At 65.4% G+C, this 14886-nt stretch carries 13 protein-coding genes; 3 read left to right on the top strand and 10 right to left on the bottom strand.

Annotated features, from left to right (window positions below):
* The first annotated feature begins 2 nt into the window (after positions 1-2).
* Positions 3-1895, top strand: coding sequence for a propionate--CoA ligase (locus ACUH78_RS14625; protein WP_445333818.1), 1893 nt, complete (start codon positions 3-5; stop codon positions 1893-1895).
* A 199-nt stretch (positions 1896-2094) separates the two neighbouring features.
* Here the strand turns inward: ACUH78_RS14625 and ACUH78_RS14620 are convergent, their stop codons facing one another.
* The 4 genes from ACUH78_RS14620 to ACUH78_RS14605 all read right to left on the bottom strand — a co-directional run bounded on the left by ACUH78_RS14620 (position 2095) and on the right by ACUH78_RS14605 (position 6434).
* Positions 2095-2850, bottom strand: a complete 756-nt coding sequence (locus ACUH78_RS14620; RefSeq protein ID WP_445333819.1) for a PEP-CTERM/exosortase system-associated acyltransferase — start codon at positions 2848-2850, stop codon at positions 2095-2097.
* Positions 2851-2889: 39 nt separating this feature from the next.
* Positions 2890-4110, bottom strand: a complete 1221-nt coding sequence (locus ACUH78_RS14615; protein ID WP_445333820.1) for an ABC transporter permease — start codon at positions 4108-4110, stop codon at positions 2890-2892.
* An 11-nt stretch (positions 4111-4121) separates the two neighbouring features.
* The gene (locus ACUH78_RS14610) at positions 4122-5348 is read right to left on the bottom strand and encodes an ABC transporter permease (RefSeq protein WP_445333821.1); all 1227 of its coding nucleotides are present in this window, start codon (positions 5346-5348) and stop codon (positions 4122-4124) included.
* Positions 5349-5471: 123 nt separating this feature from the next.
* The gene (locus ACUH78_RS14605; protein ID WP_445333822.1) at positions 5472-6434 is read right to left on the bottom strand and encodes a PEP-CTERM sorting domain-containing protein; all 963 of its coding nucleotides are present in this window, start codon (positions 6432-6434) and stop codon (positions 5472-5474) included.
* Positions 6435-6689: 255 nt separating this feature from the next.
* Here ACUH78_RS14605 and ACUH78_RS14600 point away from each other — a divergent pair, with 255 nt between their 5' ends.
* Entirely contained in the window at positions 6690-7553 is an 864-nt protein-coding gene (locus tag ACUH78_RS14600) for a ThiF family adenylyltransferase (RefSeq protein WP_445333823.1), read from the top strand.
* 87 nt (positions 7554-7640) lie between these two features.
* On the opposite strand, the gene ACUH78_RS14595 is transcribed toward ACUH78_RS14600, so the two are convergent.
* From ACUH78_RS14595 to ACUH78_RS14570, 6 genes are all read right to left on the bottom strand, one after another.
* Positions 7641-8564, bottom strand: a complete 924-nt coding sequence (locus ACUH78_RS14595; protein WP_445333824.1) for a THxN family PEP-CTERM protein — start codon at positions 8562-8564, stop codon at positions 7641-7643.
* A 261-nt stretch (positions 8565-8825) separates the two neighbouring features.
* Entirely contained in the window at positions 8826-9935 is a 1110-nt protein-coding gene (gene proB, locus ACUH78_RS14590) for a glutamate 5-kinase (RefSeq protein WP_445333825.1), read from the bottom strand.
* A gap of 48 nt (positions 9936-9983) precedes the next feature.
* Entirely contained in the window at positions 9984-11195 is a 1212-nt protein-coding gene (gene cgtA, locus ACUH78_RS14585) for an Obg family GTPase CgtA (RefSeq protein WP_445333826.1), read from the bottom strand.
* A 108-nt stretch (positions 11196-11303) separates the two neighbouring features.
* Positions 11304-11567: a 50S ribosomal protein L27 gene (rpmA, locus tag ACUH78_RS14580; RefSeq protein WP_324526200.1), complete on the bottom strand. Its 264-nt coding sequence runs from the start codon at positions 11565-11567 to the stop codon at positions 11304-11306.
* 20 nt (positions 11568-11587) lie between these two features.
* Complete coding sequence (rplU, locus tag ACUH78_RS14575; RefSeq protein ID WP_297358894.1) at positions 11588-11899, bottom strand: 50S ribosomal protein L21; 312 nt, start codon at positions 11897-11899, stop codon at positions 11588-11590.
* Between the two features lie 88 nt (positions 11900-11987).
* Positions 11988-13691 (bottom strand): SulP family inorganic anion transporter, encoded by a 1704-nt coding sequence (locus tag ACUH78_RS14570; protein ID WP_445333827.1) that lies wholly within the window; start codon positions 13689-13691, stop codon positions 11988-11990.
* Between the two features lie 188 nt (positions 13692-13879).
* On the opposite strand from ACUH78_RS14570, the gene ACUH78_RS14565 reads away from it, so the two are divergent.
* Positions 13880-14761, top strand: coding sequence for a LysR substrate-binding domain-containing protein (locus tag ACUH78_RS14565; RefSeq protein ID WP_445333828.1), 882 nt, complete (start codon positions 13880-13882; stop codon positions 14759-14761).
* Positions 14762-14886 lie beyond the last annotated feature (125 nt).

Below are 14886 nucleotides of genomic sequence, written 5' to 3'. Positions count from 1 at the left end.
CAATGAGCAACTACCCGCAGTTTCACCGCCGTTCCATCGAAGACCGTGACGGATTCTGGGCCGAGCAGGCCCAACTCGTGCATTGGAACAAGCCCGCAGAGCAGATCTGCGACTTTTCCAAGCCGCCGTTCGTCAAGTGGTTCAAGGGCGGCGAAACCAACCTGTGTTACAACGCGGTCGACCGCCACGCCGCCGCGCGCCCGAACGACCGCGCGCTGGTGTACATCTCGACCGAGACCAACGAGGAGAAGGTCTACTCCTTCGCTGAGCTGCAGCGCGAAGTCGAGCGCATGGCGGCGATCTACCAGGAACTCGGCGTCAAGCGCGGCGACCGCGTGCTGATCTACATGCCGATGATCGCCGAGGCAGCCTTCGCGATGCTGGCGTGCGCGCGGATCGGCGCGATCCACTCGGTGGTGTTCGGCGGCTTTGCGGCGGGCTCGCTTGCCACGCGCATCGACGACGCCAAGCCGGTGCTGATGGTCAGTTCGGACGCCGGCATGCGCAACGGCAAGCCGGTCCCCTACAAGCACCTGGTGGACGAGGCCTGCAAGCTGGCCGAGTTTCCGCCCGCCAAGGTGCTGATCGTTGACCGCGGCCTGGACAAGGGCTTTCCGCGTGTTGAGGGCCGCGACGTCGACTATGCCGAGCTGCGCGCCAAGCACATGGACGCCCAGGTGCCGGTGACGTGGGTCGAATCCTCCGAGCCGAGCTACATCCTCTACACCTCCGGCACCACAGGCAAGCCCAAGGGCGTGCAGCGCGACACCGGCGGCTACACCGTGGCCCTGGCCGCGTCCATGAAGCACATCTTCACTGGCGGCGCAGGCGAGACCATGTTCTCGACCTCGGACATCGGCTGGGTGGTCGGCCACAGCTACATCATCTACGGCCCGCTGGTCGCCGGCATGGCCACGATCATGTACGAAGGCACGCCGTTGCGCCCCGACGCCGGCATCTGGTGGCAGATCGTCGAAAAGTACAAGGTCAGCGTGATGTTCTCCGCACCCACCGCGGTGCGCGTACTGAAGAAGCAGGACCCGGCCTTCCTCAAGAAGTACGACCTGTCCTCGCTCAAGCACCTGTTCCTGGCTGGCGAGCCGCTCGACGAGACGAGCCACAAGTGGATCATGGACGAGCTGGGCATCCCGGTCATCGACAACTACTGGCAGACCGAGACCGGCTGGCCGATGCTCGCCATCTGCCGCGGTATCGAGGACAGCCCGATCAAGCTTGGTTCGCCCGCCTTCCCGGTGTACGGCTACGACCTGCGCATCTTCCGTGAGGACGGCAGCGAGTGCGGCGCCAACGAGAAGGGCATCGTCGGCATCCTGCCGCCGCTGCCGCCCGGCTGCCTGTCGACCGTGTGGGGCCAGGACGAGCGCTTCGTCAGCACCTACTTCAGCCTGTTCTCCGACCCGGTGGTGTATTCCTCGTCCGACTGGGGGATCAAGGACGACAAGGGCTACTTCACCATCCTCGGCCGCATGGATGATGTCATCAACGTTGCCGGCCACCGTCTCGGCACGCGCGAGATCGAGGAGGCGGTGCAGACCCACCCGGCGATCGCCGAGGTGGCGGTGGTGGGCGTGGCGGACGAGCTCAAGGGGCAGATGCCCATGGCCTTTGCGGTGGTCAAGGATGCCAGCACGGTCGACACGGCCGAGAAGCGCGCCGCGCTGGAGAAAGAGGTCATGAAGAAGGTGGACGAGAGCCTGGGGGCGATCGCGCGTCCGGCCCGTGTGCACTTCATCGGCGGTCTGCCCAAGACGCGCTCCGGCAAGATGCTGCGCCGCTCCATCCAGGCCCTGGCCGAGGGGCGCGACGCCGGCGATCTGACGACGATCGACGATCCGAGCACGCTCGAGCAGATCCGGGAAGCGCTCAAGGGCTGAGACTCTGGGGCGGCATTACCCACGCACGAAAAGGCCCGCGTCTAGCGGGCCTTCTTCTGAGAACAGCGTCCCGGCCCCGGGGACGCTGGCCTTGTCGGGTGCGGATTTGTTGCTGGGGGGTTGCCGCTATCGCGCATGACGGATCGCGGCAAGGCGCGTGTGCCGCGCGCGTTGAAGGAAGCCTGCTTTGAGGCAGCGCTCAGTCGGGCGCTGCCTCAAAGCTTTTTTCGACCTCAGCGTGCACTTCCCGCCACAGCGGCTTCATCAGCGTGCGCATGTTGGCGATCACGTCCTGCACGTCGATCATCGAGGGTACGCGCGTGCCGCGGTGCTCGATCGGCCCGCCGATGCGGGTGATGCGCACGCCGAGCCGGGCAAAGTGGGCGGCGAGGCGCGGTTCGGTAAGAACGAACAGGGTGTCCACGCCCTGGCGGGCGGCGATGGCGATGCTGCCCATGTACAGGCTGACCGGAATGTACGGGAAGCGCGGTTGCTGTGCGGTGCCGAAGTCCTCGTCGCCGACGTCGTTGATCTCCTGCCGCTCTTCACCCTTGCGTCGCCGGTAGGCTCTGCGCACCGCGAGCCTGGAGACTTCGGCGATGCGTTCGCGCGGAAGTCTGGAAGGATCGATGATGCTGCGATCAAGCACCTCCGCGCACACGTGCTCGAAGGGCAGGAGGCTGTCGCGGTCGTCCGGGTTGGTCATCACCACCCGCGCGCAGCCCACTGGCCGGAACGGCTCGCCCACCGTGCGCAGCAGGCAGTGCAGGCTGTGCACGTCGAATGCGTCGGTCTCGCGCCTGTCGTCCCGGACCGGCTCGAAGCCGAGGTCTTCGCAGTAGACCTCGTGCCGGATGCGGTACACCTCATCGTGCAGGCTTTCGCCGAGCGCGGCGTCAATGCGGAAGTACTTGCGGAAGCCGTGTCCGAGGTTCAGATTTTCGAGAAATGACAACATAGTCTCCGTGACCTGGAAGGGGTGGCGAACCACCCGTCATTCGCGCGTCCTGAGCGCGCCGATGATGCTGAGCCTGGACAGCCGCCATGCCGGGTAGAGCGCTGCGACGACCGTGGCGGAGAGGCCGATCAGCCAGGATTCGGCCACCACCGAGGGTACGATCCGTATGAATGCATCGTAGCCCAGGTCTGCGTTCGGCGGTGGTGGCATCGGGATGCCCACGCCCGAAATCAGCATCGCCAGCCCCACCCCCAGCAGCGTGCCCCCGGTCGCACCGACGAAGCCCAGCGCTGCGGACTCGCCGATGATCAGCGAGGCCACGGTGCGGGTGCTGTTGCCCAGCGCGCGCATGGTGCCGAACTCCCATGAACGCTCCACCAGGCTCATGTTGACCGTGTTGATCACGCTCAGGCACACCATCAGCAGGACCATCCCCTTCAGGAAGCCGAACTGCTGGCGATACAACTCCACCGTCTTGCCATAGAAGTCGTTGAGCGCCATCCAGTCGCGCACGGAAAGCCCCTGCGCGGCCAAGAGCGGGCGCAGGGTGTCGACCACCGTTTGTGTGCTTGCGGTGTCGTGCAGCGCGAGCACGAGCCGGCTGACACCCGTGGTGGCGAGCAGATCCTGTGCGTCCGGCAAGGCGATGCGCACCGCGCGCGCATCGAAGTCCTTCGAGAAGGTCTGGAACACCCCGACCACCTCGATATCCAGCGTGTTCATTGCGCCATCGATGGTGCTCACCAGCAGCGTGGCCTGGTCGCCGGGCGCGAGCCGCAGCGCGCTCGCCACGCCTTCGCCGATCATTGCGCCGAAGCGGTCATCGTCTCGCAGCGTGCGCCCCGCGACCAGGTGAAGATGGGTGCCGAGCGCGTTCTCGCGGCCGGGCTCAACGCCCTCGGCCAGGATCGGGTAGTCGGTCCGGCCATTGTTGAGCAAGCCCGAAAAGGCGATCCGGCCCATGACGTCCTTGACCTGCGGCAGCGCACCGACCTGTTTGCGCAGGGCTGCGTGCTCCTCGATCAGGTATTGCTCCGGGGTGCGGGAGCCGTGGGTGAAGACCGCCTCCTGGCCGATCTGCACGTGTCCGCTCTGGGAGTGGATCAGCGCCTCGCCCAACTGCACGAAGATGTCACGCACGAAACCGCCGGACAGGATCAGCCCGCACACGCCGAACATGATCGCGGCCAGCGTGATCAGGGTGCGCACGCGGTTGCGCAGCAGGTTGCGCAGTGCCAGCCGGGAAAGATTGTGCATGGCGTGCCTCCTCACTGGCGGGCGCGCAGGGCGTCCACGATTTCGAGCCGCGAAGCTCGCCACGACGGGTAGAGGCTCGCTGCCAGTGTCGTCACCAGCGCGATGCCGGCTGCGGTCAGCAGCGAGCGGGCCGAAAGCAGGATGCCCGCATCGTAGCCCCAGCTCATGCCTGGCCCCGGAGGCATGGGTATCCCCACCGCGCTCACGAGTGTTGCCAGCAGCACGCCGACCACCAGGCCGATGGAGATGCCGACCAGCCCCAGAATCAGCCCCTCGAGCAGAAACTGGGTGCGGATGCCGCTGCGCCGGATGCCGAGCGCCATCAGGGTGCCGATTTCGCCCACACGTTCCATGACCATCATGGTCATGGTGTTCGAGATCGACAGCACGATGATCACGGCAATGATCACGTAGATCACGCCGACCTGCTTGGCGAACAGCGCCGCGGTCTTGTTGTAGAAGTCGGCCAGCTCGGTCCAGGGCACGACCTGCACCTCGGTCGCGGGCAGGCTGCGCGAGAGCTGGTCGAGCGCGGCCGGTACGGAGCCGACATCGTCCAGATACACCAGCCGGAGGTGCTCGCCCTCGGTTCGCATCAGCTCCCGCGCCAGCCCGATCGGCACACGCAGCGCCGCATCGTCGTAGGCCTGCGAGATAGACTCGAAGATGCCCACCACCTGTGCCTCCACGGCGCTGATGCCACCGCTCTCGGTGTTGGCGATCAGCACCAGCGAAGCGCCGATCTCCAGTCCCAGGTTCTGCGCCAATCCACGCCCCACGACTGCAGTGTTCGGTTCGCCCGGCGCCAGGTTGCGCCCCTGCGGAAAGCGCAGCCCCGATTGCATGCCTGCTTCCGCCTGCGGATCGACCCCCTCGCCGATGAAGGACAGCGTGACTTCACCCGAACTCGCCAGCCCCGCGAGCAGCAGGCGCGGCGCAGTGAACCGGTAGCCCTTCACCGCCTGCAGTGCAGCATGCTCGGCCTCGCCCTGCGGCGGCAGCAGATAGGCGTAGGGGTCGGCGCGGCCGTTCTCCAGAAAGCCGGGCTTCATCAGCTGCAGATGCCCGAGCTGGGACTCGATCGTGTTGTCGCGTCCGAAGCGCAGGTTCCAGTCGATGAACCCCGCTGCCAGCACCATGGCGACTACGCCGAAGGCAATTGCCGTAAGGGCGGCGCGGCTGCGGTGGATCTGGCGGGTGATGTTGCGCCAGGCGGATTGCAAGGATGAGGTAATCAAGGTTCTCAAGGGAGAATGATTCGCTTCTGGAGTCTAGCGACAATTATCTGCCTGGCCTATCGTCTGTGGACAAAAAAGCCGCACCACGTGGGGTGCGGCTTTCTGCCAAGCTGAAACTGCGACTTATTTCCTGCGGCGCGTCACACCCAAGCCCAGAAGGCCCAGCCCGACGAGTGCGAGGGAGAAAGGCTCCGGAACGTTGAAGCGAACGCTGGAGTCGAGCGTCGTCTGCCGCGCGAAGACGGTACCGTACTGTTCCGTCGTGAATGCAGCCAGCTGTTGCTCTTCAGGAATGGGCGGATTCACGTTGGTGTCCAACGAGAAAGTGATCCGTTGATCAATGTTCGCGAGGAACAGATCACCCCAGGAGGTGCCGCCACCGGACGGTTCGCCGCTCGCCCAGTTCCAGAAATCTTTGACGAATGTATCGCCGAGCTCATCCGAATCGCCGTCCTGGTCGAAATCGAAGCTCACTAGACCGAAAAGGTCCAGGTTTGCTGCATTCAGAGCCGAACCGTCGATATCGACGCGGAGCACTTGCTTGCCATTATTCGCGTCAGCAGAGGTGTAGAAAATATCGAAGTAGCCGGTGCTGAAGCTCGGGCCGACCCCTGTAAGGGTGCCTTCCAGGTAATAATCGAACACCAGCCCCCAGCCGTTTTGCTGTCGGAAGCCCTCGATGTCGTTGCCGGGCGCCGCATTGTCGATGTCAAGGGGGTTCAGCGAGTCGATATTCCGCTGGCCAACGGTGGCTGCGTCGCTGAAGGATACCTGTCCGGTCGGCGTGGCGATGTTGTTGTAGGTGCCGCTCGTGATCCCGTAGCCGTTCAGGACGCTCTGGATGTTCGTGTCGATGATCGTCGAGCCGGCAGTCAGGCCGGTGTAGATCGATGTCGCCAAGGTGCCAGTGATTCCCAGTTCGTAGAACGAGTGAGTCACCCCGTCACCGAAAGCGTTGTTGCCGGTGTTGATCTGAACGCACTGATAGTCTGCGAGTGGATCTCCGGTGGAAGGGCACGACGGCGCGGCGTTTGCAGTGCCAGCAACAAGAGTGCTTGCTGCAAGGGCGATTAGGGTCTTGTTCATGTGTGTCTCCCGGTGAGGAAGTGGTGATCGTTCGGCAGTTTTTGAAAAGCACGAACCGTGCCACTCGCGTTCCATCCTTTTCTTTTTGCGTAAGGTGCTGAAATATAGGTAATTGTTAGGTGGATGCAAATTGGCGCTTACGAGTTCGATAGGTCGGTGTAAAAAAAACCGACACTCTCAGCGCGTAGCGATTTCAGCATCTGCGGGCGCAAATGCGCATAATGCGTCCGAGAAACTCAACATTCGGGTGCTGCAATGAATGCTGGCTTCAGTTCCCTTTCTGCCTTCTCGCGAAACATCGGCTGGGTCTCGTCTGCTGAGCAGCTTGCGCTCGGCGGCGCTCGCATCGCCATCGCTGGCCTGGGCGGGGTTGGGGGCGCGCATCTGCTGACGCTTGCGCGGCTGGGGATCGGCGCCTTTCATGTCTCGGACTTCGATCGTTTCGAGGTGCACAACTTCAACCGCCAGGCGGGCGCGTTCATGTCCACGCTCGATCAGCCCAAGGTCGAGGTGCTGGCGCGCATGGCGGCGGACATCAACCCCGAGGCGGACATCCGGACCTTTCCGGCGGGCGTCACCCAGGACAACGTGGACGCCTTTCTCGATGGGGTGGATGTCTATGTGGACGGGATCGACTTCTTCGCCATGGATGCGCGGCGCATGCTCTTTCACGCCTGTGCGGAGCGGGGCATTCCGGCGCTGACGGCGGCGCCGCTGGGTATTGGCGTGGCGCTGCTGTACTTCAAGCCGGGCGGGATGAGCTTCGAGGAGTATTTCTGCCTCGAGGGGCAGAGCCGGCAGGAACAGTTTGCGCGCCTGATGGCGGGGCTCTCGCCGGCGATGCTGCAGCGGACCTATCTGGTGGCGCCGGAAGCAGTGAACTTTGGCGAGCAGCGCGGGCCGTCCACCGGGATGGCCTGCGAACTGTGCGCGGGGGTGATGGGGACGGCGGTGCTCAAGGTGTTGTTGAAGCGCGGACTGCTGCGGCCGGCGCCCTGGGGCATGCACTTCGATGCCTACCGGCAGAAGCTGCGCTTCACCTGGCGTCCACTCGGCAATCGCAATCCGTTGCAGAAGCTACTGCTGGCCTTCATCCGACCGCGCCTGCACATGAAGTGAGGCGCAACGAAAAAGCCGCTCCGGAGAGCGGCTTTTTTGGGCCCGTTTTGTGGCTCGCGCGCCGGGTCTGAACGACCCGGTTGCGCCTCAGGAGGCCTTGCGACGACGCAGGCTGGCGCCAACGCCCAGCAGACCCATACCAAGCAGTGCAAGCGTGCCAGGCTCGGGCACCGGCAGCGGGCGGGCGCTGATCGCGAAACCGAAGCGCTCGGTGGTGAGACCGCCTTCAGCAGTGCGGAAGCCGAAGCAGCCATTGGACAGGCCGAGTGCCGAGCACTCACCGTTCGTCAGGTTGCCGATGCCGATGCTGTCAACCGATCCATCCGAGTTCAGTGACAGCACGCTGACGAAGTACGTGAAGCCATCGTAGTTGAAGAACTGGTTCACGATGCTCAGGTTCTGATAGCCGAAGAGGTCGGGACAGCCACCCGGGTACGCTGCTGCAGGAGTGCCGTCGGCGCAGAGTCCGCCAATACCGCCTGCGTTCGGTGTTTCGCTGAACTTGAACACGAACTGCAGATCCGGACCTCGCTCGGTCGGGCCGCCGCTCGGCAGAACCGGCGTCAGGCTGAGTGTGTCCAGGATCGTTGCACCGGTGAGGGTGGCGAGGGTTGAACTCAGTGGGTTGTTCCAGTGCGAGATCGAAATGCCCTTCGCGATTTCGCTGCCCGCCAGTGTTCCGTCTTCGTCGGTGGTGACCTCACCGGTGGCCGGGCCGCCGCCGGTGAGGGTTTCCGGGCTCTCGCTGAAGTCGCCGATGGTCAGCGCGCTGCGCGTTCCGTCGGTGAAACTGCCACCCGCCGTGCCCCAGGAGAGCTCCGATGCAAGTTCGGTGGTCGTGCCGCCACCGCTATCCCAGGTCGCAGAGCCCGCCACGAAGACCGCATTGGTCGAGTAGGACCACTGCGTCACCATCGCGGCGCTCGCGCTGCCGGCGAAGGCGCCCAATGCGGCGACCAGAGCGATGGCCATCGGCTTCATCGTGCGTTTGGTGATTGTGTTCGCTTTCATTTTCCTTCTCCTTCGCGGAACGGATGCCTGTGCAATCCTTGCGAAGGACAAAGCATTTCGCGTGCCAGGGTCTTCTTGTGCTCGCTCGATTTCTTTTTTCTTTTCTGGATATAAAGCGTAAGGCTATGAAAGTAATAGGAAAAAAGATGCAATAAGCAAGAGGGGCATTGCTCTGATGACGTCTGTGTTTCTGATTTTCGGCGTCGAAATCGGGTGATTGTCAAAAATTCCGACACTCCGAGCGGGGCAAGAGGGCGCGGCTCACACCATGTTGTCGCGGTGGATCAGCTCGGGCTCGTCGATGTAGCCGAGGAGCTTTTCGATCTCGGCGGTGGGCTTGCGTGCGATACGGCGGCATTCCGAAGCCGAGTAGTTCACCAGTCCGCGTGCCACCTCCTCGCCGGTGAGGGTGCGGCAGGCGACCGCCGCGCCGCGCTTGAAGTCGCCGCGCACCTCGATGACGCCGACCGGGAGCAGGCTCTTGCCGCCCTTGAGCGCGGCGACGGCGCCATCATCGATGACGAGGTCACCTGCCAGCTGCAGGTGGTCCGCGATCCACTGCTTGCGCGCCTGCAGTGGCGTGCTGCTGGCGTAGAGCAGGGTGCCCAGCGCCTCGCCCGCGGCCAGGCGCAGCAGCGGGTCACTCTCGCGACCGCTGGCGATGCAGGTGTGCGCGCCGCTGCGGGCGGCGCGCTGGGCGGCGCGGATCTTGGTGATCATGCCGCCGCGGCTGATGCCGGTGCCGGCGCCACCGGCCATGGCCTCGTACTGGCGGTCTTCGGCGCGGCCTTCGTGGATGAGCGTGGCGGCGGGGTCGCGGCGCGGGTCGGCGGTGTACAGGCCTTGCTGGTCGGTGAGGATGATCAATGCATCCGCTTCGATCAGGTTGGCGACCAGGGCGCCGAGGGTGTCGTTGTCACCGAACTTGATCTCGTCGGTGACCACGGTGTCGTTCTCGTTGATGATCGGCACTACGCCGAGCTGCAGCAGGGTGGTGAGGGTGCTGCGGGCGTTGAGGTAGCGGGTGCGGTCGGCGAGGTCCTCGTGGGTGAGGAGGATCTGCGCGGTCTGCAGGCCATGGCAGGTGAAGGCTTTCTCGTAGGCTTCGACCAGGCCCATCTGGCCGACGGCGGCGGCAGCCTGCAGCTTGTTCATCTCATGCGGACGCTTGGCCCAGCCCAGACGCTGCATGCCGGCGGCGATCGCGCCCGAGGACACCAGCGCCACTTCGCGGCCTTCGGCGCGCAGCGCGGCGATCTGGCGCGCCCAGGCGTCGAGCGCGTCCTTGTCGAGGCCGGCACCATTGTTGGTGACGAGGGCGGAGCCGACCTTGACGACGAGGCGGCGGGCGTTGCGGATCTTGGTTCTCATCTTTGCAATGGGCCTGGGGCAAAGGTGGAGGGGTTGAGTGGGTGGGAGTCAGTCCTTGCGCGGCGGGTGTTCCGGCAGGGTGTCTTCGTCGTCGCGGGGGGCGTCGCTGTCTCCGCTCTCGCCTTCGCCGTCCTCGGCGTATGCCTCTTCCTCGTAAGCTGCATCGGCAGCGAGGCGCGCGGCCTCCAGCGCGGCGAGGCGGGCGGCTTCGGTGGCCTGGCGTTCGGCGCGCTCGGTTTCGATGCGGGCACGTTCGGCGTCGAGGAAGTCCTGGACCGCAAAGATCAGCGTCTGTGTCCCTTCGCCCTTCATGGCGGAGATCTCGAAGTGGCGCTCGACGGGACCATAGGCGTCGAGGAAGGCCTGGATGCGTTCGGCGCGCTCCTCCTCGGGGATCAGGTCGAGCTTGTTCAGCACCAGCCAGCGGGGCTTGGCGTAGAGCTCGTCGTCGTACTTGCGCAACTCTTCGGCGATGGCCTTGGCGTCGGCGACCGGATCGGCCTCCGGGTCGAAGGGGGCGAGGTCGACAAGGTGCAGCAGCACGTGAGTGCGCTGCAGGTGGCGCAGGAACTGGTGTCCCAGGCCGGCACCTTCGGCTGCGCCTTCGATGAGGCCCGGGATGTCGGCGATCACGAAGCTGCGCGCCTCGGTGGTGCGCACCACGCCGAGGTTGGGTGCAAGCGTGGTGAAGGGGTAGTCGGCGACCTTCGGCTTGGCTGCGGACACGCTGCGGATGAAGGTCGACTTTCCTGCGTTGGGCATGCCGAGCAGACCGACGTCGGCCAGTACCTTGAGCTCCAGGTGCAGGTTGCGGTACTCGCCTTCCTGGCCCATGGTCTTCTTCCGCGGGGCGCGGTTGACGCTGGACTTGAAGTGGATGTTGCCCAGGCCGCCACGGCCGCCACGTGCGATCAGCACCGTCTTGCCGTCTTCGTCGAGGTCGGCGATCAGTTCGTCGGTCTCGAGGTCCTTGATCACGGTACCGACCGGGAAGCGCAGCGTGATGTCGTCGCCGCCCTTGCCGTAGCAGTCGCGGCTGCCGCCGTTCTCGCCACGCTCGGCGCGGAAGCTGCGCGTGTAGCGGTAGTCGATCAGGGTGTTGAGGTTGCGGTCAGCCACGGCGTACACGCTGCCGCCACGCCCGCCGTCGCCACCACTGGGGCCGCCCTTGGGGATGAACTTCTCGCGGCGGAAGGTGGCCGCGCCGTTGCCGCCGTCTCCGGCGTAGACTTCGATGCGGGCTTCGTCAAAAAACTTCATGCCTGATCAACCTCTTCGTGGCGCGCACCGCAAAGCGCGCGCCGGAAACAAAAAAGCCCTACCGCAAGGATAGGGCTTTCGTACTGCAGTGCGATCGAACGCGCGCGATCAGGCCGCTTCCGGCACGATGATCACGGTGCGGCGACGCGAGGGGCCCTTGACCGCGAACTGGACGACGCCGTCCTTGAGTGCGAACAGGGTGTGGTCCTTGCCGATGCCGACGTTGTCGCCCGGGTGGTATTCGGTACCGCGCTGGCGAACGATGATGTTGCCTGCGAGCACGAACTGGCCACCGTAGCGCTTGACGCCGAGGCGTTTCGATTCCGAGTCGCGGCCGTTACGCGAACTGCCGCCAGCTTTTTTGTGTGCCATGTCGGATTACCTCCTGCGCCTTAGGCCGAGATCGCTTCGATGCGAAGCTCGGTGTAGTTCTGACGATGCCCCTGATGCTTCTGGTAGTGCTTGCGACGGCGCATCTTGAAAATCTTGATCTTGTCGTGACGGCCGTGGGATACCACGGTCGCCTTGACGGTAGCCCCGGCAACCACCGGCGTGCCGATCTTGACGGCGTCGCCTTCACCGACCATGAAGACCTGGTCGATGGTGATTTCGGAACCCACGTCGGCCGGTATCTGTTCTACCTTGATCTTTTCGCCAGCGGCAACGCGATACTGCTTGCCACCGGTTTTTATCACCGCGTACATGGTGTTGCTCCAGTTGATGGGTCTGCGAAGAATCGCGCACTCTAGCGGGGGCGGCGGAGAAAGTCAATGCCGATCAGCGGCTTGTGCGTTATTCCGCTTCTGCCTGACGCGGTGTGAGTTCGGGCAGCAGCGCGTCCAGCGCATGGTGTTCGGTGCGGTAACTCGCCTGCGCCTGGATGCGCGCCCACACGCCGTCGCGCTCCATGGCGTCGATCACCTGCTTCTTCAGCCCGCAGAAGGCGATCTTCTGGCCCTGGGCGTTGAAGCGCTCGATCAGGCCGGCCAGGGTGTGAAGGCCGGTGGCGTCGATGTCGTTGATGCCGGCGGCCGACACCAGCACGATGCGGACGCTGTCCTGCGCGCGCGCGGCGCCGAGCATCGCATCCTCGAAGGTGGCAGCGGTGACGAAGCTGAGCGGGCTGTCGAAGCGCAGGATCACCAGTTCGGGATGAGGGTGGGCGAGCCCGAAGCGCTCGCGGTCGCGGTAGGTGCCGTCCGCGTGCAGACCGAGCAGGGCGGCGCGTGGGCGCATGCCGCGATAGACCAACAGCCCGAGCGACAGCATGAGGCCGGTGAAGATGCCGTTCTGGATGTTGGGCGCGAAGGCCAGCGTGGCGACGAAGGTGACGGCGGCGGCCGCGCCGTCATCCTTGCTTGCACGCCAGGCCCGCCGCAGCACCCCGGCGTCGAGCAGGCCAGCCACCGCCTGCAGGATGACTGCGGCGAGCACCGGCTTGGGCAGGTGCCACAGCAACGGGGTGAGGTACAGCAGCGCGAGCAGCACCAGGCCAGCCGTGATCAGCGAGGAAAGCCCCGTGCGGGCCTCATTCACATAATTGAGCGCGGAGCGTGAGAAGGATGCGCTGACGGGCATGCCGCCCGTGAAGGCGGCGGACATCTTCGCCAGCCCCTGGCCGATCAGCTCCTGGTCCTGTTGCCAGGCCTGCCGGGTGCGCCCTGAAATCAGTTTGGCGCTGGAGGCCGCCTCCATGAAGCTGACCATCGCGATGACGAAGGCGGCTGGCAGGATCGCGATCACGAGGTCGAGGCGCATCGGCGGCAGACTGAGTTCGGGCAGCCCGCGCGGGATCTCGCCGACCACGGCCCCGCCGCTGGCTGAGAAACCGGTCCATGCCGACAGCACGGTGGCCGCGGCGACCACCAGTGGCACGCCAGGCAGGCGCGGCCACAGCCGCTTGAGCGCGACCAGCGCCGCCAGGCTGCCCAGGCCGAAGCCCAGGGACGGCAGGTGCGGCGCCGCGAGCCCGCCCAGGGCGTGTGCGAAATCCAGCACCAGGTGCTGCGAGTAGGGCATGGCCAGGCCGAGCAGAGGCGGAACCTGGGTGAGGCAGATGATCAGCGCCGCGGCGTTTACGAAGCCCATCAGCACCGGCACCGAGAGCAGGTTCAGCAGCCAGCCGAGGCGCATCAGCCCGAGCGCGAGCTGGATAAGCCCCGAGAGCAGGGCGAGCAGCAGCGCGAGCCCGAGCAGATCGCCCCCGGCAAGCCCGGACAGCGGCAGGATGCTGGCGGCGACCATGAGGCTGGTAAGGGCTACCGGGCCGGTGGAGAGCTGGCCGCAGGAGCCGAACAGCGCCGCGATCACCGCGGGGACGAGCGCCGCATACAGACCGATGTGCGGCGGCAGGCCGGCGAGCTTGGCGTAGGCCAGCGCCTGCGGAATCATCACCAGCGCCACCGTCACCCCCGCGACCAGGTCGCCACGCACGCCGGCGGCACGCCATTGCGCGGGCCAGGACAGGAAGGGGAGCAGGCGCTGGAGTGTGGGCATCTGGGCGGATGTGGGCGATCACCCGGTTGCGGGCGAATTGTTCGCTGCGGCGTTGGCCGTGGGCGGGGGTGCCATGGTAACGAGAACGCGGGCACGATCAAACTGCGGATGCAGTGCCTGAGGTGCATTCACACGAAGGGCGCGCGCATAATGCGGCGGCGCTTCAGATGGTCCGGAGTCCCGTCCCGATGGCAACACGCCGCATCCCCCCGATACAGTGCCTGCTCACCTTCGAGGCGGTGGCGCGCTTGCGCAGCGCCAGCCGTGCAGCGGAGGAGCTGTGCGTGACGGTGAGTGCAGTCAGTCATCGGCTCCGCCAGCTTGAGACCCACCTCGGCGTGCGCCTGTTCAGCCGCGGCGATTTCACCCTCACCCACGAGGGCGAAACCTATCTGCAGCATGTGGACACCGCGCTCGCGGCGCTGCAGCAGATGCCGGGCGAGCGTGCGGCGGTCGGGCCGCGCCGCCTGCGGGTGGCGGTCACGCCTTCCTTCTGCCGCCAGTTCCTGATGCCCAAACTCGAACTGTTCCGTCGCAGTTATCCCGACATCGAGCTCACGCTGCACGTCTCGATTCCCTTGCGCGACGTCACCGCTGAAGCAGCCGACCTCGAGATCCGTTACGGTTTGGGGGGTTACACGGACGTGGAGCACCGGCTGATCCTGCGCGATGTGGTGACCCCGGCGTGCAGCCCCGCCTTCCTCGACGAGTTCGGCCCTTTCGACGGCTTCGAGCACGAAGCAGAGTGCGCCCGCGTACGGCTGATCCGCAGCCCGCTCGAACCGTGGGGGAACTGGTATGCGCATTGCAGGCTCGCGCTCACCGAGCCGCTGAATGGGGCGCAGTTCAACGACCTGGGGCTGGCCTACGACGCAGCGGCGAGCGGCTTCGGCGTGGTCCTGGTGCGGCACAAGCTGGGCGCAGCCTGGTTCGACAGTGGCCGGCTGCTCAATCTTTCGGAGCGCCCGATGCGTTCGCCCTTCGGTCACTACATCTGCTGGGCGCCGGGAGCACTCGAGCGCTGGGAGTGCGCCGCCTTCGTCGACTGGCTGCAGGGCGTGCTGCCCTGATACAAGGTCGGGCGTGGCGAAGTTTCTTCAACGCCCCGGCAAAAATGCATCAAGCCGTGGCGTTTGCCCGGCGCCTATACTTGCGCGACGTGGCGGGCGAAGGGATCCGCCGCAGGCCCAAGGCG

The organism is Thauera sp. ZXT1-4 (assembly GCF_052598215.2).
Note: the sequence above shows the minus strand (reverse complement) of the source record. Positions and strands in the feature narration are given on the sequence as shown.

Excerpts from the sequence above, each read along its gene's own strand:
- ACUH78_RS14595 (WP_445333824.1), bottom strand. The coding sequence starts at position 8,564 with ATGAAAGCGAACACAATCACCAAACGCACGATGAAGCCGATGGCCATC.
- ACUH78_RS14605 (WP_445333822.1), bottom strand. The coding sequence starts at position 6,434 with ATGAACAAGACCCTAATCGCCCTTGCAGCAAGCACTCTTGTTGCTGGC.
- rplU (WP_297358894.1), bottom strand. The coding sequence starts at position 11,899 with ATGTACGCGGTGATAAAAACCGGTGGCAAGCAGTATCGCGTTGCCGCT.
- cgtA (WP_445333826.1), bottom strand. The coding sequence starts at position 11,195 with ATGAAGTTTTTTGACGAAGCCCGCATCGAAGTCTACGCCGGAGACGGC.
- proB (WP_445333825.1), bottom strand. The coding sequence starts at position 9,935 with ATGAGAACCAAGATCCGCAACGCCCGCCGCCTCGTCGTCAAGGTCGGC.
- ACUH78_RS14625 (WP_445333818.1), top strand. The coding sequence starts at position 3 with ATGAGCAACTACCCGCAGTTTCACCGCCGTTCCATCGAAGACCGTGAC.
- ACUH78_RS14600 (WP_445333823.1), top strand. The coding sequence starts at position 6,690 with ATGAATGCTGGCTTCAGTTCCCTTTCTGCCTTCTCGCGAAACATCGGC.
- rpmA (WP_324526200.1), bottom strand. The coding sequence starts at position 11,567 with ATGGCACACAAAAAAGCTGGCGGCAGTTCGCGTAACGGCCGCGACTCG.
- ACUH78_RS14565 (WP_445333828.1), top strand. The coding sequence starts at position 13,880 with ATGGCAACACGCCGCATCCCCCCGATACAGTGCCTGCTCACCTTCGAG.
- ACUH78_RS14615 (WP_445333820.1), bottom strand. The coding sequence starts at position 4,110 with ATGCACAATCTTTCCCGGCTGGCACTGCGCAACCTGCTGCGCAACCGC.
- ACUH78_RS14570 (WP_445333827.1), bottom strand. The coding sequence starts at position 13,691 with ATGCCCACACTCCAGCGCCTGCTCCCCTTCCTGTCCTGGCCCGCGCAA.